The sequence below is a fragment of the Candidatus Polarisedimenticolia bacterium genome, from assembly GCA_036004685.1.
Taxonomy (GTDB): domain Bacteria; phylum Acidobacteriota; class Polarisedimenticolia; order Gp22-AA2; family AA152; genus DASYRE01.
In genome coordinates, this window is the sequence record DASYRE010000007.1 from 48694 (window position 1) to 68620 (window position 19927).

19 protein-coding genes are annotated in these 19927 nt (G+C 65.5%); 3 read left to right on the forward strand and 16 right to left on the reverse strand.

Going from position 1 to position 19927, the window contains the following annotated elements:
• Positions 1–8: 8 nt before the first annotated feature.
• The 11 genes from VGR67_01335 to VGR67_01385 form a co-directional block, all read right to left on the reverse strand.
• The gene (locus tag VGR67_01335; GenBank protein HEV8335045.1) at positions 9–776 is read right to left on the reverse strand and encodes a hypothetical protein; all 768 of its coding nucleotides are present in this window, start codon (positions 774–776) and stop codon (positions 9–11) included.
• A gap of 43 nt (positions 777–819) precedes the next feature.
• Complete coding sequence (gene moaA, locus VGR67_01340) at positions 820–1815, reverse strand: GTP 3',8-cyclase MoaA (GenBank protein HEV8335046.1); 996 nt, start codon at positions 1813–1815, stop codon at positions 820–822.
• The gene (locus VGR67_01345; protein HEV8335047.1) at positions 1812–2039 is read right to left on the reverse strand and encodes a hypothetical protein; all 228 of its coding nucleotides are present in this window, start codon (positions 2037–2039) and stop codon (positions 1812–1814) included. Before VGR67_01345 ends, moaA begins: the two co-directional genes overlap by 4 nt.
• Before the next feature lie 15 nt (positions 2040–2054).
• A complete protein-coding gene (queD, locus tag VGR67_01350; GenBank protein HEV8335048.1) occupies positions 2055–2402 on the reverse strand; it encodes a 6-carboxytetrahydropterin synthase QueD in 348 nt (115 codons plus the stop codon).
• Positions 2399–3121: an HAD-IA family hydrolase gene (locus tag VGR67_01355; protein ID HEV8335049.1), complete on the reverse strand. Its 723-nt coding sequence runs from the start codon at positions 3119–3121 to the stop codon at positions 2399–2401. The genes queD and VGR67_01355 overlap by 4 nt, the downstream gene beginning before the upstream one ends.
• Entirely contained in the window at positions 3118–3732 is a 615-nt protein-coding gene (gene folE, locus VGR67_01360; GenBank protein HEV8335050.1) for a GTP cyclohydrolase I, read from the reverse strand. Before folE ends, VGR67_01355 begins: the two co-directional genes overlap by 4 nt.
• Positions 3733–3876: 144 nt before the next feature.
• Positions 3877–4341 (reverse strand): RidA family protein, encoded by a 465-nt coding sequence (locus VGR67_01365; GenBank protein ID HEV8335051.1) that lies wholly within the window; start codon positions 4339–4341, stop codon positions 3877–3879.
• Between the two features lie 173 nt (positions 4342–4514).
• Positions 4515–7952 carry an FG-GAP-like repeat-containing protein gene (locus tag VGR67_01370; protein ID HEV8335052.1) on the reverse strand — a complete coding sequence of 1146 codons (3438 nt, stop codon included), beginning with the start codon at positions 7950–7952 and terminating at the stop codon, positions 4515–4517.
• Positions 7949–9604, reverse strand: a complete 1656-nt coding sequence (locus VGR67_01375; protein HEV8335053.1) for an amidohydrolase family protein — start codon at positions 9602–9604, stop codon at positions 7949–7951. The genes VGR67_01370 and VGR67_01375 overlap by 4 nt, the downstream gene beginning before the upstream one ends.
• 8 nt (positions 9605–9612) lie before the next feature.
• Positions 9613–11340, reverse strand: coding sequence for a CRTAC1 family protein (locus VGR67_01380; GenBank protein ID HEV8335054.1), 1728 nt, complete (start codon positions 11338–11340; stop codon positions 9613–9615).
• A gap of 79 nt (positions 11341–11419) precedes the next feature.
• Positions 11420–11710: a hypothetical protein gene (locus tag VGR67_01385; protein HEV8335055.1), complete on the reverse strand. Its 291-nt coding sequence runs from the start codon at positions 11708–11710 to the stop codon at positions 11420–11422.
• A 108-nt stretch (positions 11711–11818) separates the two neighbouring features.
• Here VGR67_01385 and VGR67_01390 point away from each other — a divergent pair, with 108 nt between their 5' ends.
• The 3 genes from VGR67_01390 (at position 11819) to VGR67_01400 (ending at position 15033) form a co-directional block, all read left to right on the forward strand.
• Positions 11819–12739 (forward strand): branched-chain amino acid transaminase, encoded by a 921-nt coding sequence (locus VGR67_01390; protein ID HEV8335056.1) that lies wholly within the window; start codon positions 11819–11821, stop codon positions 12737–12739.
• A 31-nt stretch (positions 12740–12770) separates the two neighbouring features.
• Positions 12771–13673 carry a CPBP family intramembrane glutamic endopeptidase gene (locus tag VGR67_01395; GenBank protein HEV8335057.1) on the forward strand — a complete coding sequence of 301 codons (903 nt, stop codon included), beginning with the start codon at positions 12771–12773 and terminating at the stop codon, positions 13671–13673.
• Positions 13674–13950: 277 nt separating this feature from the next.
• Entirely contained in the window at positions 13951–15033 is a 1083-nt protein-coding gene (locus tag VGR67_01400) for a diguanylate cyclase (protein HEV8335058.1), read from the forward strand.
• Here VGR67_01400 and VGR67_01405 read toward each other — a convergent pair.
• The 5 genes from VGR67_01405 to VGR67_01425 all read right to left on the reverse strand — a co-directional run.
• Complete coding sequence (locus VGR67_01405) at positions 15014–15691, reverse strand: carboxypeptidase-like regulatory domain-containing protein (protein HEV8335059.1); 678 nt, start codon at positions 15689–15691, stop codon at positions 15014–15016. The two genes, VGR67_01400 and VGR67_01405, sit on opposite strands and share 20 nt — an antisense overlap.
• Positions 15692–15809: 118 nt before the next feature.
• Entirely contained in the window at positions 15810–16400 is a 591-nt protein-coding gene (locus VGR67_01410) for a carboxypeptidase-like regulatory domain-containing protein (GenBank protein ID HEV8335060.1), read from the reverse strand.
• 110 nt (positions 16401–16510) lie between these two features.
• The gene (locus VGR67_01415; GenBank protein ID HEV8335061.1) at positions 16511–17626 is read right to left on the reverse strand and encodes a M28 family peptidase; all 1116 of its coding nucleotides are present in this window, start codon (positions 17624–17626) and stop codon (positions 16511–16513) included.
• A complete protein-coding gene (locus VGR67_01420) occupies positions 17623–18765 on the reverse strand; it encodes a hypothetical protein (protein HEV8335062.1) in 1143 nt (380 codons plus the stop codon). The genes VGR67_01415 and VGR67_01420 overlap by 4 nt, the downstream gene beginning before the upstream one ends.
• Positions 18753–19927, reverse strand: a 1175-nt coding sequence (locus tag VGR67_01425) for a hypothetical protein (protein HEV8335063.1), incomplete at its 5' end; no start/stop codon positions are given. The genes VGR67_01420 and VGR67_01425, both read right to left, overlap by 13 nt.

The following is a 19927-nucleotide window of genomic DNA, read 5'->3' on the forward strand; positions in this document are numbered from 1 at the left end:
CGGGGACCTCATTGCGGTATGCCCGCCGTCATGTACAGGAACCGGGAAATCATCTCTCCGATGAGGACGAAGATGACGGCGATATAGAGTAACCCCGTAGCCGATTGGGTGGAGCGGATCCGGACTGTGCGGTCCACCATGAAAGCGAGAACCGCCGGGGCGACCAGGCCGATGGCGACGCGCTGCCAGAAGAAGAAGGCCTGCCGGATTCCGGCGGCTCTCCACACCGAGGTCTCCAAAGAGGCCTCGGTCGGGACGGCGGCGGCGATCCCCCCCATCCCGAAGACAATCCTGAGCGCGATACACGCGGCGAGCAGCCAGGTCATCCGCCGCAGGTGCTTGATGTCCAGCCCCGGAACATTCAGATACCAGTGACCGACCATCATCCCCATCGTGACGGAGCCCAGGAGCATGCCGGCGGCGATTGTGTTCGCCGTCAGGCTCCAGGAGGAAGCGGTCATGAGAGGAGCTTTGGGCTCGAAGCGGGCGCCGGCGAGAATCGCCGCCATCCCCAAGAGGGTGGTCATGAAGAGAGCGGGGCGAATCCATGAGACGGGCGACCATTGGGAGACGAAAACCAGGGCAGCCGCGGAGGCGAGGGCCGCCTTGCCGAGCCCTCCCCCGAGGACTCCGCCCGCATAGCCGGCCGCGAGGAGGAGGAGCGCCGTGAAGCTGATCATTCGATGAAACCGCCGGCCGAACTCGCGGGGCGGGACGAGGAGCAGGGACCCCAGGGCTCCAACCCCAAGGACGGCCGCGAGCCATGAGAAGATCATGGCGACCGCCGGACCGCCCGGCGGGACTCCGCCGGCCTCCGGCTCACCCTCCGATTTGCCACATTCTGCGGCCGGCCGGGACGACCGCCTCCTCCTGCAGCTCGAGACAACCGCCAACCCCCTTGTTTCTGACCGCCCGCCGCCAAACCGCCTCGATCTCCTCCTCGGGGGCGCCCGAACGCAGGAGATCCTTCAAGTCGAGCTCTCCCGAGTCGAAAAGGCAGTTCCGGATCTTTCCATCGGCGGTGATCCTCAGGCGATCGCATTGCATGCAGAACGGCTCCGTCACCGGGTTGATGAAGCCCACCTCCCCGCCGCCGTCGGCGTAGGAGAAGAGGCGGGCCGGCGCGCGCGGGTCGTTGAGGCGGGGTGTCAGGCCATAGTGCTCCTCGATGCGGGCCTTGACCTCACGGCCCGGAACGAGATGCTCGCGGCCGCGGGCCGGGCCCCCGCCGATCGGCATCAATTCGATGAATCGAAGTGCAAGACCTTCCTCCCGCGCCCATCGAGCGAGATCCAGGATTTCGTCGTCGTTCACGCCTCGGAGCAGGACGGTGTTGATTTTCACCGGGGCCAGTCCTGCCCGCCGCGCCGCAGCCAGGCCGCCAAGGACGCGGCGAAGGCCATCGACTCCTCCCAGCGCGGTGAAGCGATCCGGCCGGAGCGTGTCGAGACTCACGGTCACCCGCTGAAGTCCCGCCTCTCGGAGAGGCTCGGCCAGCTCGTCGAGATAGTACCCGTTCGTGGTCAGGGCGAGATCCTGTATCCCGTGAAGGTCGGCCAGCTTGCGGATCAACCGGGGAAGGTCCCGTCGAACGAGCGGCTCGCCTCCGGTAACCCGCACGTCGGTGATTCCCAGCCGCGCCCCGATACGAACCAGCGTTTCGAACTCCTCGTAGCTCAGAATCTCTTTTCGCGGCTGGAAGGCGATCGCTCCGGTCGGCATGCAATAGGGACAGCGGAAATTGCAGCGATCGGTCACCGAGAGCCGGAGGCTGCGGTGCACGCGGCCGTGCGTGTCCCTCAGGGCATCTTTCATGCCGGCGTCCCTGGCGGCTTGGAGACGATCTCCCGGCGCAGAATTTCCAGCATCTTCTCCAGGGCCTCCGTCTCGGTCACGCCGTAGGAATGCAGGCGTTGCAGCCCCCCGGGAGCCGGGATTTCAAAGAAGCACTCCCAGGTGCCGTCCCGGCGCGGCAGGGTTCCCCAGCTGGCGTGCGGGAAGCGGCGAATCTCGATGATCAAGTGCTCACGGTCCGTCACGCCACACCTTCCGATTCAGCGGCCCCGATAGGTGACCGAGCTGTCCGGCGTCTCGAACAGCTTGATCTCCTGCAGGGCCGGAAACTCGTCTTTCAGCTGCTCCCAGATCCAGATGGCGATGTTCTCCGCCGTGGGATTATCCAGAGTGTCGTTGATGTTCCGGTGGTCCAGTCGATCCAGGACCCGCCGCTTCACCGAGGCCTCCAGGACGAAAAAGTCGAGGGTCATGCCCGTGTCGTCGTCGACGGGCATCTCCAGGGTGACGTGCAGCTCGTAACTGTGTCCGTGGAGCTCGAAGCAGGGCCCCTGGTAGCGCGGCAGCCGGTGGGCCGCCTCGAAGCGAAATCGCTTGCTGACGATCAATTCGAGGTCCTCTCCCGATCGGCGTCCATTTCCAGCCTTCGCAATACCGCCACGATGCCTTCCCCGGCCCCGCCGTTCCGCTCGATCCGCACCCACTGGCAGCCGGCCCGGCGCGCGCCCTCGATGTCCTCGAGCTGGCGGTCCCCAACATGCAGCACCTGGCCGGGACGGACCCCGGCCCGGGCCGCGGCGGCGTGGAAGATCCGCGGATCGGGCTTTTCGTACCCTTCCAGCGCGGAGACCAGGATCGGTCCGAAATAATGACGTATCCCGAGCTCTCGAAGCAAGGCGGGCAGCCGGCTGTCCCAATTGGAGACCACGGCCATGGTGATTCCCCGGGCGGCAATCCGTTCGAGAGCACCCCGCACTTCCGGATACAGCCGCCAGGTCTCCCGGTGCCCGAACCGCTCGAAAAGCTCCTCCGCAGCTCCCGGCGGCGGCTCCCCTCCTCCCAGCCGAGCCACGGTGCCGGCCAGCAGCCTTCTCCAGTATCCCCGCTCCCCCTCGGGAGACCAGCTGTAGCGCTCTCGATCCGGCGGCACGATTCTCGCCGCCTCGTCCCAGGCTTCCTCGAAGGCGCCCTCGGTCCTTTCCGGGTCGGCCGCGAACCCTCTCCGCGTCAGGACCTCCGAATAGATGGCGCCGACCGACGGGAAAGGACGGATCAGGGTGCCGCCGACGTCGAACGTGACCAGGCTCAGTTTCTCCGTAGGAATCATTCTCTCTCGGAATAGTTGGGAGGCCCAGCCAGCAAGGCGACCAAGTCGCGCCTCATGTCGGCCTTTTTCGCGAAAACTCCCCGGTAGCGCAGCGTCGTCACCAGGGATCCCGGCTGCGCGGCTCCGCGGCATGTCATGCATTGATGGCTTGCCTCCAGGAGGCATGCGGCTCCTCGAGGCGAGAGAACCGCTTCGAGATGGTCCAGAATCTCCTCGGAAAGATCCTCCTGGATCTGCAGCCGGCGCGCCACCGAATCGACCAGCCGAGCCAGAGAGGAGAATCCAGCCAGATGAGGGCCCGGGAGGTAGCCGACCGCCGCCGTTCCCTGGAACGGCAGAAGGTGGTGCCGGCATATCGACACGAAGCGGATTCCCCGGACGACGATCAGAGAATCGGGAGGGTCCTCGGCGAGAGGAACCAGGAGCTGCTTCCCGTCTTTGCGGTATCCGGCGAGAAGCTCTCCGGCCCAGGCTTCCGCGACTTGGCGCGGAGTCTCCCGGAGCACCGAAGGAGGCACCACCGGCCCGATTCCCTGTAGAAATATCCTGATCCCCCGCTCCATCAGCTTTCGGTTGAATCGCGGAGCAAGGGCCGACTTCTTGGATTTCAAGAGGGATCTCCGAAGGCGAGGATCGGTGGCTTTCGACGTGCAGCCGCCTCAGGTCCGAGTCCCTTCAATTATAGTCTTTGGGACAAAAAAAAGAGGAAAGGGGGCTTCCCTTCCTCTGTCTCGGTTCGCTCGCCGAAGCGAGGGTTATTCGACTTCCAGGACCATTTCCAGCTCGACGCAGGCGTTGAGAGGCAGCTCCGACACGCCGACCGCCAGCCGCGTATGCCTTCCCCTCTCCCCGAAGACCTTCGTCAAGACGTCGGAAGCGCCGTCGAGGACCTTCGCCGAATCATAGAAGCCCGGGGCCGAGGCGACGTAGCCGGTCACCCGGACCACGCGCCGGACCCGGTCCAGATCCTCGATGGCCACCTTGGCTGCGGCCAGGCAGCTCAAGGCCGCCAGGCGCGAGGCATCCTGAGCTTGCTCTTCGGTGACTTCGCGTCCGACTTTGCCGACGTACTTGAGCTTGCCGTTTTCCTTGGGAAACTTCCCGGAGAGGAACAGCAGGTTCCCGGTTCTGACGGAGTTCACGTAGGATCCCAGCGGTTTGCCAACCTCGGGCAGCTTCATCCCGAGCAATTCCAGCGCCTTTTCAGCTTCGCCGGCCATCGGCCCCGCCTCCCAGAATCATCGGCATCCTTCTCCGGAGCGCTTGGACGTGCGCCGGAAAATCCGGAGCGTCGGCTCTTCCGGAGAGCTCGATTGGGAGGCATCTTAGCACCCTGACCTGAGAATTCAAGGGATTATTTGGCTCCCAAACCCCTCTCGAATCAGGCGCTGCGTCAGGGCCGTCCACTGATTTTCCGAGTGTTAAACTTCTTCAGATACTCGAGGTGGGCCGCATCGTCCGGATAGTGCTCCCCCTCCGGATAGGGATAGCCCGACATCCCGTGGAACGGGAGGGGCTCGACTGTGTCGGGGAACGCCGTGTTGGGGTCCATGTCTTTGCAGTAGCCGTTGACGTAGAGGACGAAATCGCGCTTCCATCCTTTGGGGAGCGCGGGGAGTCCCGCGGTTCTGAACTTCAGGGTCACCTCTTCGCCCCTTCCGAAGATCACGAATCGATCATCCGCATCCTGGAGGAGCCCGGAAACCGTACCCAGCCGGGTATAGGAGCCCGCCATGTTCCGGAAGGTGAAGCTCCGATCCATCAAAGAGTAGTCGTAGAGCAAGGGCTGCTTTCCATCCGGCGAATGCTCCCGTGGATAGCCGCGGCTGTGCAGGTCGGCGAAGGCCGGGGGCAGCTTGGTGATCTTGAGGGGGGGGTCCTTCTCCACCTCGGAGAGAAATATCTGGTCCCAGTAGACGCGCAGGTTGGTGGTGATCCGGAACCGTCCGTCCGAGAAAGGGCCGTGATCCCGCAAATCGACGGTCATCATCCGCGGCAGTCCCGCCGGATAGCCCATGTCCTCGACGAGGGTCTCCCACTCTCCTCCGTCCCCCACGATCTCGAGACGCGGTGAAATCGGCTCGATGCCAGCCTGTGACGCGGCCAGATTGCTGGAAGAGTAGCCGTAATCGACCCATCCATACAGGAAGAGGACGAGGTTCTTCTTGCCTCGGACCGCCTCGCCGAAATCCACAGTCAGCGAGTGGGTTTCAGCATAGCCGGGCAGCCGATCCAGGACCGGGAAATGATCGGGATAGGTCCGATCGATTTTCACGATCGCAGGGAGAGCCGGCCGCCCATCGTCATCCCGCGCCGACACGGGCAAGATGGGCTTCCGATGGGAGAAGAGGGCGAAGGGAGGAGGTCCTCCCCCCCCAAAGCGCTCGTTCGGGTCGATGGCGCTCTCCACGGGATGGTCCACGACCCAGAGCTTGGCCTCGTCCAGATAGCTTACTTCCTCCAGGTTCTCCAGAAGCTGGAGCAGGAGGAATCCGTCACGCTCCCGGAGCTGGGCCGAATCGATCTTCAGGTACTCGTCGGGATCGGGGGGCCCGTAGACTCCCGGCTTGATCAAGAACCCGAGGCCTCCCACCCCCAGGAAGTCGGTGATGAACTCGAATCTCTTGCCGTTCCAGGCGAACAGCAGGGGACATGAGGATCCCTTCCGGTCCAGCTCGCGGATCTCCAGGGTCCGCCCCGGGCTCACTTCCAGCTCCGATTGGAGGACGCCGAGAGGCCAGATCAGACGGACGAAATCCACGAGCTTCCGGCTGCCCAGACCGAAGGCGAGGGCCGCCGACTCCTGACTGAGATAGCCGTTCCCGAGGCGGACTTCGCGCCGTTGGAAGCTGGAGCCTGCGTGGACCTCCACCTTCGTCCCCACGCCCTGGCGGTTGGAGTGAAGGCCGACCGTCCGAATCCGCAGCCAACTGTTGAGATTGCCGCCTTCGTTGCGCAGGAGCGCTGGGGCCGCGCCATGACGGCCCAGGATCAGGTCGGCGTCCCCGTCGAGATCCAGATCGGCGGCCGCCACGCCACGCCACTCGGCGGGGGGCAGCTTGTCGAGACCCGATCCTTCCGTTGCTTCCACGAACCGACCCGGCGCTTCGTTGCGGATCAGACGGACGGTCTTCCCCGCCACCACGAGATCGAGATCACCATCGTTGTCGACGTCGACGGCCGCCGAGCCCAGGGCCGCGGCATCGGGGGCGATGCCGGAGCCGGCCTCGAACTTTCCCCCCTCCAGATTCTTGAACCAGCCGGTTCGGGGCAAGAACAGGTCGGTCCAGCCGTCGCCGTCCAGGTCGGCAAGCGTCGCCCCGTCCCCTCGCCCCTGGCCCGGCAGGCCCGATTCGGCGCCGCGCGCCGTAAAGGTGCCGATCCGATCGTTGCTGAAGAGGACGACGGGGCCCGCCGTCGTGGATACCACGAAGTCCAGATCCCGATCGTCGTCCAGGTCGGAGAAGGCGACCGAGACCGCGGAGAGCGGGCGCTCCACGCGCTTTTCCGCCGCCACCTCGCGAAACGTTCCATTGCCGTTGTTGTTATAGAAAAGAAGAGGAGGCCCTGCCGCGTCACCGGGCTTCTTGAAACGCGGAACGACGAGGTCGAGATCGCCGTCGTGGTCGGCGTCCCCCCACGCGGGAGAGAGGGAAATCCCCCCGCCTCCGACGCCCGCTTCGCCCGTCACGTCGGCGAACGTGCCGGCGCCGCGATTCCGGTAGAGGCGGTTTCCGTCGATCCCGGTGACGTAGAGGTCGGGATGTCCGTCGTTGTCGTAGTCTCCGAAGGCCGCCCCGATCCAGGGACCGTCCGTCTCCAGGCCGGAACCGGCCGTCTTATCTTCGAGCCGTCCCGAGCCGTCGTTGCGCCAGAGGATCGACTTGCCCCCCTCCGGCCCGCAACCCGGGACGAAAAGGTCCTCGTCGCCGTCGTCATCCACGTCGGCGATTGCGACGGCCGGGCCGTGGGAGCAGAGCGCTTCGCCGCCCGCGGCGCCCGTCCCGCCCCGGCCCTCTTCCGGAGGCCGCGCGGCCTCCTGTCCGGTGAGTATCGGCTCGAAGAAGATCTTCGCGGTCGATCTGCCGGGCCGGGGAACGCCAAAGACGCGGTAATCGGTCAACGCGAACGAATACTTGCCCTGCTCGCTGTACTGGAGTCCCATCGAAACGGCGGCGGCGCTGCCGTTCAACCGCCGGAACTCCGCCATTTCGCGATCGCCTTCCTCTTTTCTTCCCAGGGCCAGCAGCGAAGAGGCGAGCCGGAACCGCGCGGAGACGTTGGCGGGCTGGATCGCGAGCGTCTTGCGCAACGCGTCGACGGCTTCCCGATGCTGCCCGTTCCTCGCATGAAGAAGCCCGAGGTTGTAATGGGTGTCCGGATCGTCCGGATCCGTTTCGAGCACTTTCTTGAATTCGGCCATCGCTTCTTCGGTCTTGCCGTCCTGCTTCAAGGCAAGCCCCAGGGAATAGTGGGCGTAGGGATGCCCGGGGGAGACTTTCAAAGCTTTCTTGAATTCCTCCTCAGCCCGGGCGTTGTCGTGCAGGTTCAAGGCGGCGACGCCGAGGTTGTAATGTCCCTCCGCCCATCCGGGCACCGCGGCGGTGACACTCTCGAATTCCTTGGCCGCCTCCCCGTAATGGTGCTGCTCCATGTGGGCCGCGCCCAGGTTGTTGTGGCGGAAGACCTGTTCCAAGTCGACGCCCGCGCGGACCGCGGGCTTCACCAGCCAGGAAGGATGGCCGCTTTCCCGCCGGCCGCAAGCCAGGACCGCCGCGAGGGACCAAAGCAGGAGCGCGAGGCGCAAGCGCGCCGAGCGGAAAACCGTCATTCCGTCCCCCTGCGAAGCACGCGCCCCGCCGTTTCGCCGGTGAGCCGGCCGTCCCGGACGGCGCCCTTTCCGTTGACGAAGACCTGCTCGATCCCATCCGGAAAGACGCGGGGATCGGCGCACGTCGCCCGCTCCCGGATTCGACGCGGATCCAGAACCACCAGATCCGCGAAGGCCCCCTGGCGCACGACTCCCCGCCGCCTCAGGCCCATCCTCGACGCGGGGAGCGAAGTCATCTTGCGAACCGCCTCCTCCAGCGTGAGGATTCCACGCTCCGCCACGTAATGACCCAGGACTCTGGGAAACGCGCCGTAGGCGCCGGGATGGGGGGAGCCCTTGCCGATGTCCCAGGCGTCGCTGACGAGCGCCCGCGTCGGGTGGGCGAGGAAAGGAACCAACGGCGCATCGTCGTCCTGGTCGCCGGAAATCCCGAAAATCAGCTGCGTGACGATTCCCCCCTCCTCCAGCATGAGGTCGGAGACCGCCTCGAAGGGATCGGTGCCTCTCAGGGCCGCCAGCTCTTCGAGGTTCTTCATCAAGGCTCCCTGGTTTCGGCGGCCGTTGACGTGTCCCACGTGGATTCGATTCCATCCGACCTCCCGGACGAGGTTCATGATCCACCCGTCCCCTTCCCAAGGGGGCCAGGACGGAACCGCCGTGCCGATTTCCCGCTTCATGCGCGCCCGGAGAAGCGGGTCCCGCAATCGATCCAGGAACGCGTCGACCCCCCCTTGCAGCGCCCAGGGCGGATAGATGGCCAGCATCGTCGTGCAGACCCAGGTGTACGGGATCACGTCCATGGAAAGAGCGATCCCCTGACGGTGCGCCGTCTCCTCGCGCCGGATGATCGCATCGACCATCTTCCAGGCGTCGGGACCGACGGACTCCTCGTGGGAATGATGGACCGGGCAGGCGCTGCGGCGGCCCACCTCGAGGATCTCCTCGACGGCCTCCATGCAGGTGCTCGCGCCGCTTCCCCGCTGGTGGAAGGCGGCGAATCCTCCGGCGGCGCCAGCCGCGCGCGCGGTGGCGACCAGTTCGTCGGTCCGCGCGAACTGGCCGGGGGGATAGATCAGCCCGTACGAGATGCCGTAGGCTCCCTCCTCGATCGCGTCCCGAACGTGGCGCTCCATGGCCCCGAGCTCGTCGCGGGCGGGAGGATCCGGCTTCATGCCCATGGCCGCCACCCGGACGGCGCCATGAGCCACCAGGGCTCCCACGTTCAGCAGCGGCCTTCCCGCCTCCACCACTCGAAGGTAATCGGCGAACGAGCGCCAGCGCCAATCGACCCCTTCGGGCGCGATGAAGCCGTTGATCTTCTGGAGAAGCGGCAGGCGCTCCGGAACCACGGGCGCCGGCCCGTATCCGCAATTCCCGGCGAGCTCCGTGGTGATGCCCTGAGCCAGACGCCCGCCGAGCAGACTTCGCTGTGCCGCCGCCGGCAGGGTAAACAGGAGATCGGAATGGGAATGAAGATCCACGAAGCCGGGACAGACGATCCGCCCTCGGACGTCGATCTCGAGGCTGCCTTTCGCCGGAATGGCGGGGGCGATCGCGGCGATCCGGTCGCCCCGGACAGCGACGTCGGCCGCGAATCGGAGCGCTCCCGTCCCGTCGACCACCTCGCCGTTCCGCAGGATCAGATCGAACACTCTTCTTCTCAATCGCCCGGAGCGAGGCTCCGGGAGGACACGACCTTTTGTCCTTCCTGGACGACGTAGCTCTTCTCGGCCTCCAGGGCGCCCAAGGATTCGCGGGCGCCGCCGGGCCAGACGACTTCCACCGAATCGGCCCGGGGCGCGTCGCCCAGCCCGAACGTCACGGGAAGCTCGCTCTGGGAGCAATACGAGGAGCCGCTCTTCACCCAACGTCTCTGGAGGGCTTTACCGACCCGCACCTCGAAGCGGGCTCCGATGCCGCTGCGATTCGATCTCGTGCCCACGGCCGTCAGCCGGATCTTGTGATGCCGGCTCCCCCCCTGGTTGATCAACAAAAGGGGCCGGCCATGATTGACGGCGATCAGGGCGTCCAGGTCTCCGTCCCCGTCCACGTCGGCGTAGGCGGCGCCGCGGCCGACCACCGGCCGCGACATTCCCGGACCGCTCTGCAGCCCCGTCTCCTCGAAGTTCCCGTCGCCCAGGTTCCGGAACAGAAGCGGGCGCTGCGCGTAGGTGACCTGTTCCTGGACCGCCTGGATGTCGTCCTCGACGTGACCGTTCGCGACCAGGATGTCGGATTGTCCGTCGAGATCGTAGTCGAAGAAGAACAGCCCGAAAGCGAGGAAGAGGAGGCTGGCCCGGCCCAAGGTCGAAGCGGGCGCCTTGTCGATGAAAATCCCCTGCGTGTTGTGGTAGAGCGCCAGCATCTGATTGGAGAAATTCCCGATGAGGAGACTCTCCGGACCGGCGTTCCGATAATCGGCCGAATCGATCCCCATCGCGCCGCGCGCCACCCCGCTCTCGCTGAACGCCATCCCCGTCTCCACGCCGCGCTCCTCGAACCTCCCGTCTCCCAGATTGTGGAACAGGAGATTGGGCTGGGTGTCGTTGGCGACGGCGATGTCGGGTCGTCCATCCTCGTCGAAATCGAGGACCGCGACGCCGAGCGACTTGCCTTTTCCCACCAGGATGCCCGCCTCCTCGGAGACGTCCCCGAACCCTCCTTTCCCGTCGTTCCTGAAGAGCCGGCTCTTGGTTCCGGCGTAGGACTCTGGAGTGCAATACGACTTGGTCTTTCCATCCAGGGTGCAATAGAGATCTTCGGCGGGCGTCCAGTGGACGTAGCTGCAAAGGAAAAGATCGAGATCGCCGTCCCCGTCGTAATCGAGGAACGCGGCGCTCGTCCCCCATTGCGGAGCCTCCAGCGCCGGGAACGGAGCCGGCACGAAGGTGCCGTTCCCGCGGTTCAGGAAGAGCCGGCTCGGGCCGAGGCCCGTCAGGAACAGGTCAATCGATCCGTCGTTGTTCACGTCCCCGGCGGCGGCCCCCATCCCGTAATACTCGATGTCCAGGCCGGCGGCGCGCGTCACGTCGGTGAAGGTTCCCTTCCCGTCGTTGCGAAACATCGCCTGGGTGGCTTTCTTGCCGCGGGCGTGACCGGGCCATTCCTTGCCGTTGACGAGGAACAAGTCCTGATCGCCGTCGCCGTCGTAGTCGAGGAACGCTGCCCCCGAGCCCATCGTCTCCGGAAGCCACTTCATCCCGAATGCGCCGTTGACGTGCAGGAAGTCGAGCCCCGAAGCCGCGGCCCGGTCATCGAAGACGACCCGGAGCGCCGCCCGGCGCGGCGCGGCGGAAGCGGAGTCTCCGTGGGAAGGAGCGGGCGCCGGTTCGCGGGAGCAGGCGAGGGAAAGGACTCCGACGAGCCACACCGGAATCGTCCATTTCATGGAGTTTCCCGTTTCCCGGGGAGCGGGACGAGGACGGGCGGAACAGGATGCGAAGATCCGGGCGGGCCTCCAGCGGCCCTCAGGGTTTCGCGCCTCCCAGATACCGCAGAGACTGGAGGTCGCGCGCGCGCGCTTTCAGATTGAAATCGCCCTGATTGCAGCGGGCGCACCCTTCGAAGGAGCGGTGCTTCGTCCGGAACGCGCAATCGAGCGAGTTGTACCAGAGCTTGAAGCGCCAGCAATAGAAGTCCGCGTCCGGGGGCCGATAGGAGCACTTCAGCATCTCCTCGGACTGGGGCCCGCTCCGCCCGCGCTTCTCAGCGGAACGGGAATCGTTGCGTATCAGCTTGACCGGCGCTGGATAGTTCATAGAGACGGTATTCTACCAGAGGCGGCGGCGGAAGCGGAAGTGGAAGAAACGGCGGAGCCGGGCGCTTCGATGTGTGCTAGTCTAGAGTTTCCCACAGGGAGGCGCTTCATGCAGAAAGAAGGCTTGGTCGCCTACTTCGGCGGACGTCAGGTCCCCTTGTCCGACGCGCGCGTCAGCGTCCTGAGTCACGCTTTCCTTTACGGCACCGCGGTGTTCGAGGGGATCCGCGGCTACCGTTCCGCCGAAGGGGACGGCGTCCTCCTTTTCCGCCTGCGGGAGCATTACGTGCGTCTGGAGCGCAGCTGCCGGATCATCGGGATCTCGCTGCGCCACGACGCGGACGGACTCTGCCGCCTCACGACCGACTTGGTGCAGGCCAACCACTTCCAGCAGGACATCTACGTGAGGCCGATCGCCTACAAATCGGCGGAGCGCATCGGGGTCCATCTGAGCGACGAGTCCGATCTGGTCATCGTGACGGTTCCTTTTGGGAAGTACCTGGAGGACGACCGGCCTTTGGCGCTGGGGGTTTCAAGCTGGCGGCGCACGGAGGACAATGCGATTCCGGGGCGCGCGAAGGTGAACGGATCCTACGTCAATCTCGCGCTGGCCGCCTCGGAGGCCCGAAGCTGCGGCTATGACGAGGCGATCCTTCTGAACGAGGATGGCCACGTCTCCGAGGCGGCCGGGATGAACCTTTTCATCGTGCGGGACGGGCGCCTGATCACGCCGTCGATTTCGGGGAACCTTCTGGAGGGGATCACGCGGGACGCGGTGCGGACGCTGGCCCGGGACGAGGGCCTCGCGGTGGAGGAAAGACAGGTCGACCGCACGGAGCTTTACGTCGCGGACGAGGCGTTTCTCGTCGGAACCGCGGCGCAGGTCGTCCCCGTCGGATCGATCGACCGGAGGCAGATTGGCAACGGCAAGTCCGGCCCGATCACGGCCCGGCTGAGAGATCTCTACGGGCGAGTGGTGCGTGGTCAGGTCCCTCGATACTCCGACTGGCTCACCCGCGTTCCCGTCTGAGAGCACGCTCCAGACCCGCCTGAGAGGTCTCTTGCTTCACCTCTTCATCTCCGCCCTGTTGGCGTTCCGCTCCCGCCATCCATGGGTTGAATGCGTCGTCTGGCTGATCACGGGCTGGCTCGCCATATTGACCGCGACCCTCATTGCGGGCCTGGCGCTGCACGGTCTGATGGCTCCCGGGTCCTGGCTGCGCTCCCTGGCGAACATGACCCCGAACGTCGTCGGGGTCGGCGTGGTGCTGTTCTTCGGAATCCGTTCGACGCGCTCGAGCCCGGCCGCCGTCCTTTCTCTGCGAAGACCTCCCTGGCGCGCTCTTCCCTGGGTCGCGCTCTCTTCCTTGTGCCTGGCTTTGCTCGCCGCGGCCTTGAACCTGTGGATCGAGAGGATCCTTCCGATGCCCGAATGGGTCGAGGATCTGTTCCGGGAGGCTCTGGAGTATCACACCCTGCCCGGGTTCCTCGGGGTCTTCTTGTTCCTGGTGGTGGCGGCCCCGGTAAGCGAAGAGCTCATGTTCCGCGGACTCTTCCTGCATCGTCTGCGGGAAGGCTATGGTCGAACGGCCGCCATCCTCGGCTCGGCGCTCTTCTTCGGAGCCTTCCACATCCTGCCGTGGCAGGTCATCGGAGCGACGCTCGTCGGGATCTATCTCGGCTGGCTTCTCATGCGCACCGAGTCCATCTTCATGACGATGATCTCGCACGCCTTGTTCAACCTGGTGCCGGTGACGGCGGCGGGACTTTCGGAGCAGATGCCGATGTTGCGCGGGCTGGGAGCGGGGACCGAGGAGTTCCATCCGGGGCCCGGACTCCTGCTGGGGACGGTCCTGGCCCTGGCGGCCGGCATCCTGGGCACCCTGCGGGCCACCTCCCGGCCCTCGACTCTGGAGCCACCCGGGACGACCCCCGCCTCTCCGGCCTGGCCCCCTCCCGGATGACGCGGCCCAACGCCCGCGCGGCGTCGCTTTGCCGCCGACACTGATACGATTCCGTCTTCACTGTCAAGAAAACAACGCCGTCCGGACGGCGGGCACTTCTCCATTCCCCTTTACTGGCAAGGATTTCAGCCGATTCTCACGAGGGATTCGCATTGGCAGTCCCGTTCCTGCGTCGTATAATTAGGCCAAATTCCGCACTCAGAGAGTCGTTCGGATTCTCTCGAGGCCTTGACGGAACAGGAAGCGCGCGCGATCGAGCGCGCGCCGGGCAGAGCTTATGGGGACCGACGCCGCAGCGAAAAAGACGCGCATCCTCATCGTGGACGACGACGCGGAGAGCGTCGAGCTCGTCTGGCAATGGCTCGCCCTCCAAGGGCACCAGATCCTTCTCGCCCGGGGCGCGACCGAGGCGCTTGAGAAAATCCGATCCACGCCGCCCGATTTGATCCTCCTGGATCTGCGCCTGCCTCCCGAGGAGGGCCTGGAGCTGGCCCGACTTCTCAAGAAGAGTCCCGAGACACGCACCATCCCGCTCATCGTCATGACCGTCCGGCGGGACGTCACGGCCAAGGTCGAATGCCTGCGGATCGGCGTCGATGACTTCGTCACGAAGCCCTTCCATTGGGACGAGCTGGACGCCACGATCCAATCCGCGCTGGAAAAGCGGCGGCTCTACACGGCGCTCGAGGAGACCAACCAGCAGCTCCAGAAGGCCAACGATCAGCTCTTGAGGCTCTCGGTGACCGACGACCTCACGAAGCTCTACAACGATCGCCACCTCCGGCAGCGCCTGTCGGAAGAGTTCAAGCGGTCGATGCGCTATGGCACCGCTTTGTCGCTGATTCTGATGGATCTCGATCACTTCAAGAAGATCAACGATCGTCACGGACACGATTGCGGCGACGCGATTCTCCGGCAGTTCGGCGAGATCCTGGTCGACAACGCCCGCGAGATCGACATCGTGGGGAGATACGGCGGGGAGGAGTTCCTGATGATCCTGCCCAGCACCGACGGCATCAAAGCCGCGATCTTCGCCGAGCGGGTGCGCAAGGCGACCGAAGAGCACCTCTTCCGCTTCCAGGATCAGATCATCCGCTTGACGACCTCGGCGGGAATCAGCTCCGTCCCCACCAACCGCGAGATCCGCGAGGAGGAGCAGCTCACCCGGGCGGCCGATGAAGCGCTCTACCGGGCGAAGGAGGGGGGAAGGAACAAGGTGATCGTGGATCGAGGCTCCATGCCGGCGAAGATCCTGGACGGAGATCTCTCGCCGATTTTCAACGCTTCGTATGAGGAGGAGGATCTCTCCCGACCCGACCGGACGGGAGCGTCGAAGGAGATCAGGGGACCGAAGGGCTGACGGGGCTTTCCTCGTCGTGGCTCTTCCCGGACGCCGCCAGAATGAGCCCGATCGCCCCCGCCGTGGAGGCGAGCACGATGATCCCCTTCGGGCTTTTCCAGAATGAAGTTCCTTCCGGCTTCTTTCCCTGCACGATGTAGCAGAAACCTCGCGGCGTCCCGTCCACCCCCGGGATCGGCGTCGCGGCCGTCGCCGGGACGGTGGCCAGATCCACCGAAAAAGTGTGCGCCGAAGTCACTCCGATGGGGCTTTCCAGGGAATAGACGTCGGACCCCTTCGACACGGCGAGGCTGTACGTTCCCGGAGGAATTCCCTCGAGGAAGTAATTCCCTCTCGCGTCGGCCGGCGCGGACGAGCTCACCGTCCCGTCGGGCCGGACGGCGTGGACCACTGCGCCGGGGACCGGCGTCTTGCGGTCCGAGCCGAGCACCCTCCCTCGCAGCGCCGCGCCGGTTTTCGCGGACGCCGACTTTTTCTCCGCCGCCGGCGCCTCCGTTTTCTCACTGGCGGCGGGGGGCGGAACGTCGGGGGGCGGGGCCACCTGGGGCGGCTTGTCAGGGGAGGGCTGCGGATCCTGGGCCCAGGCCGGAGCTCCCGGCGCAAGCGCCATCACCAGGATGATCGATTGAAGCTTCCATAGGGTTGAGACGGCGCGCATGCGGACCTCCGGCACACCAAACGAAAACACTCCCCCTGGGTGCCGGCGGGCGGAGGAATGGCTCGCGATGAGCTTATCGGAAAAAGTTGCTATTCGGGCTCGATCGTCTCAGGGCGGGTCAGGGAGTGCTGTTGCTCCCTTTGTCGTTGTTGTCCCCGCCGCTTGCGGCAAGCGCTACCAGTCCGACGACCCCCCCGGCGATGATCGCGATCCCGCCGGGCGTGCGCCAGAAGCCCCCCGCCTTGGGTCCTCGTCCTTCGAGAGTCCAGGCGTATCCCTTCACGGGCTTGTCCACCGCCGCCACGTGCTTCTCCACGTTGTCGGCGGGGACTGCCGCGAGGGAAAGAGTATAGGCTCGCGCCTCCGAAATGCTCAAGGTTCTTTCGACCACGTAGACCCCGTCGGGAAGCTCCACGACGATGTCATAGCTCCCCGGCACGATACTCGGTAGAGCAAAGTCACCCTTTTCGTCGGTGGGCAGGCTGGAAAACACCTGCGCGCCGTTGCCGCGGACGGCGCGCACGACAGCGCCTTGAACCGGCGTCGTGCGATCCGACCCGAACACGCGCCCCGTGATCGAGGCGGTCCGAGGAGCGGGGCCGGCCGCTCCCGACTGGGCCCTGGCGCCCGTGAACTCCCCTTGAAGGATCGAGAGCGTCAGTCCGACGATGACAAGAAATCGAACGGGGCGGGGTGACGATTCGATCATCTTCTCCTATCTCCTACTGGGCGTATCTACTTACGTGGATACATGTAGGAAAAACCGGCTCACGGTATGCTTTTTCAGCGGCGCTGTCAAGCCGCGCCAGGGGGAGACGCCTACCAACTCTCCGCCAAGGCAGCTACCAGCCGTCCAAGATTGCGAAGATCCCCCTCATGAACCACTTCCACCGGCGAGTGGGAGTAAATGGTCGGCCAGGAGATCGGAACATCCGCTGCCCCGAAAGGGGTGAAGACCGAGCCATCGTTGCCGCCCCGGGTCAAGCCAACTTGCAGCGGGATCCCACGACCCATGGCGATCCTGTGGACGCGATCCACAAGAAGCGGGGGCGCCAGATTGCTGTTATCGATCGCCCGCACCACAGGGCCGCGCCCGAGCACGCCCAAGGCGAACCCCTTTCTCTCCAGGGGAGAGTCGGATGAGACGAAGGTGTCCACGGCGAACACGACCTCGAAGGAGCTCTCCCGGGCGATCGCCTCGGCTCCGAGCAGGCCGATCTCCTCTTCCACGGACCACGCGAAGATGATCCGGTTTTTCAGGCGCCGCGGATCGAGCCTTCGCACCGCCTCCACCAGGGCGGTGCATCCGGCGCGATCGTCGACGCTCCTTCCCGATCCCATCTCCCCCGCCAGCCGCCGGAATTTCTTCGGAATGGTCAGGGGATCTCCCGGGGCCACCCCCAAAGCCTCCGTCTCCGGCGCGGCGCCCGTCCCGAAATCGACGATCACCTTCGTATCGACCAGGGCGCCGCCCTCGACGGTTCCGGCGAGATAGTCCTCGCGGGGACGCACCGTCGCCTGCCGATCCCCCGACTTGGTCTTCACGACGACGGCATGGCCTTCGAACAAGGTGTTGAAGAACCCTCCCCGGCTTCTGACCCGGGCGGTCCCGTCCGGCTCGATCGAGGCGATCTCGTAGCCGATCTCGTCCATGTGGGCGACGAACAGCAGCCGTTTCCCTCCCTGTCCGGCCGCCACCAGGAGGTTGCCTTTCTCATCCACGCGCGACGCCTCGCGAGCCCAGGAAGGAAGCAGGCCCACAATCGCTTCCCGCACCGGCCCTTCGTGACCCGATACTCCCGGCGTCTCCAAAAGAAGCTCGAGCAAGTCGAACGTTCGCACGGCTTTGGCGGGAGCTCCCTCCACGGCTGCCAGCCCTCCCAGCGCCCCGGCCGCCACGGCCGCCACGATCGCGACAGCAAGGATCCTCCTCACTCGCCCTCCGCCACGAATCGCTTGAGCCACTTCGAAAGCGCTTCGAGATCCTTCAGGTCGATCGTCTCGACCGGTGTTCCCGGGAAGCGGATCGGCACTCCGGCGACCACCACGGGAACTCCCCGGAAAGGCCTCCCTTCGTGAAGACTCCCATATTCGACCTCCTGGATTCGAATCCCCTCCTTCCGGGCCGCCTGTCTCATTCGTTCCTGGAGATCGCGGGCGTCCCCCGCTTCGGGAGAGCTCTTCCCGAGCAACGGCCCCTGCCCCAGCTCGCCTCCGGGCTTCCTGACCGGCTGGTCGGAAGGATCGGGGGCGTAGAGATCGAGGACGATCACCTCATCCGGCTGGAACCGGCGCGCCAGTCTCTCCGCTCCGCGGGATCCCACCCAGCTCTGCGCGGTCCAAGCCAGGACCACGGTGCCTCTTCCGGGATTCTCGCCGGCGAAACCCGCCAGATCGAGAAGCGCCTGGCACCCGGCGCGGTCATCCAGCGCCGGACCGACGACTCTCGTTCCCGCCAGGACCGAGAGATCCTTCTCCAGAGTGACGGGGGCGAGAATCCGGATTCCCGCCGCCGCCGCGGCCGGCGCGCTGCGGGCTCCGATGTCGATGATCAGATCCTCGTCGACCGGCAGCCGGGCGGCGTCGGGATCCGCCCGGCGCCCGCGTTGCAGGTGAGTCGAAAGAACCGCCGCGACTCCCGGAACCATGCGGCCCGGCGAGGCTGTCCCGATCAGCACCGGCTGCCCGACGATAAATTGATCGAAGATCGGGGAGAGAGGAACTCTCGCGAGACGTTGAAGCCGAAGGTAGCCGTCCTCCTGGATCCGGCTCACGACGTATCCGACCTCGTCCATGGCCGCCACGAACAAGCGGAGAGGACGGCCCGATCCGTAAACGACGGTCAGATTGCCGAGGTTGTCAGTCTCGGAATTCGAGCCGCGGGGGAGCTTGGACTGGATCTCCTTGCGAATCTCCTCCTCCCGGCCGGAGACCCCTTGGGCCCGCACCAGCGCCCTCAACGAGGGCAGCGGAGACTCGGCGGCTCCGGCGCGAGAAACGAAGAAGACCGCGAGGCAGAAGACTCGCCCGAGGAAGCGCCGGCGTTTCCCGAAGGGGAGGATCAAGGGTCGCACGCGTCTCCCAGGCCGTCATGGTCCGCATCCTGCCAGCCGGGATTGGCGATGCCGGGGCAATTGTCCCAGCGATCGATCAATCCGTCGCCGTCGCTGTCTCGATCATCCCCTTCCGGGTCCACGGGTGGCAGCAACTCGGCAGGCCGAACCGGAAGGCGGTTGAGGAGAGTCCCGGCGAATCGTGGCCCCGGCTTGTCTCCGTCCGTCGTGGCGACCGTCCAGGCTCCGGAGCCGGGCTGGACGGCGAGTTGGAGAGCAAGGGGATCGATTCCGGTGGTCACCGGATAGTCATTCTGGGAGATGAGCACACCTCCCCAATAAGGAGCATTGGGGAAATGGACCACGTTCCGATTCACCAGGTCGGCTCCCGCCTGATTGAAGCCTTCCCCCGCCCGGGATCCGGGGACGGGAAAACTATCGAACACATTGTCCGTGATGATGACCCGCGAACCGGTCGGCTCCGTGTGGAGATCCAAGAAGGCTTCTTGCCGGAAGATTTGCGGCTCGCGGGGATTCCCGAGAAACGTATTGTGGGAGAGGCGCGCGTCCCCGAGCGCGGGATAGGTCGAGCTCGACCAGGAATACGCGAGCACGCCCGCCCCGGAGACGAAAAAGAGGTTGTCGGTCAGGGACCACGTTGTGCCGGTCCAGTTGGCCTCCACGTCGAGGTTGAATCCGATGCTGGCGCCGGATTGGGACGGATCATCCGAGGTCGATTCTCGGCCCACGCCCCACACCACGTTTCCGTGGGCCTCGTAGAGACCGCGGAAGCCGCTCGCCCCGGATCCTCGAGCCGCTCCGTAATTGATGATCTCGTTCTGGTAGGCGTAGGGAATGCCGAGGAAGCCGTGAGAATCGACGCCGACGCAGGCGTTGTTTACGGCCCAGATCCGCTCCTGGCGCCAATTGAGGCCTCCCCCTATGGTTCTCAGACAGGGGAGGCCCTGTAGGTTCAGGCACACGTTGTCCCGCGCCACCCACCCGTCTCCGCGCCAGGCGGGTTGAGTCGTTTGCTTTCCCACGGCCGCCGAAAGGCACGAGCCGCCATTATAGGAGCCGATGTTCGCGAAGACGTTCCTCTCGATCCGCAGCTGTCCGCCGCTCCTCCCAAACCCGTCGCCGGTGTCCACCGCGTCGCAGGAGTCCCCGGTCGAAGTGTTGG

Excerpts from the sequence above, each read along its gene's own strand:
- VGR67_01335 (HEV8335045.1), bottom strand. The coding sequence starts at position 776 with ATGATCTTCTCATGGCTCGCGGCCGTCCTTGGGGTTGGAGCCCTGGGG.
- moaA (HEV8335046.1), bottom strand. The coding sequence starts at position 1,815 with ATGAAAGATGCCCTGAGGGACACGCACGGCCGCGTGCACCGCAGCCTC.
- VGR67_01355 (HEV8335049.1), bottom strand. The coding sequence starts at position 3,121 with ATGATTCCTACGGAGAAACTGAGCCTGGTCACGTTCGACGTCGGCGGC.
- VGR67_01365 (HEV8335051.1), bottom strand. The coding sequence starts at position 4,341 with ATGGCCGGCGAAGCTGAAAAGGCGCTGGAATTGCTCGGGATGAAGCTG.
- VGR67_01370 (HEV8335052.1), bottom strand. The coding sequence starts at position 7,952 with ATGACGGTTTTCCGCTCGGCGCGCTTGCGCCTCGCGCTCCTGCTTTGG.
- VGR67_01380 (HEV8335054.1), bottom strand. The coding sequence starts at position 11,340 with ATGAAATGGACGATTCCGGTGTGGCTCGTCGGAGTCCTTTCCCTCGCC.
- VGR67_01385 (HEV8335055.1), bottom strand. The coding sequence starts at position 11,710 with ATGAACTATCCAGCGCCGGTCAAGCTGATACGCAACGATTCCCGTTCC.
- VGR67_01390 (HEV8335056.1), top strand. The coding sequence starts at position 11,819 with ATGCAGAAAGAAGGCTTGGTCGCCTACTTCGGCGGACGTCAGGTCCCC.
- VGR67_01400 (HEV8335058.1), top strand. The coding sequence starts at position 13,951 with ATGGGGACCGACGCCGCAGCGAAAAAGACGCGCATCCTCATCGTGGAC.
- VGR67_01405 (HEV8335059.1), bottom strand. The coding sequence starts at position 15,691 with ATGCGCGCCGTCTCAACCCTATGGAAGCTTCAATCGATCATCCTGGTG.
- VGR67_01410 (HEV8335060.1), bottom strand. The coding sequence starts at position 16,400 with ATGATCGAATCGTCACCCCGCCCCGTTCGATTTCTTGTCATCGTCGGA.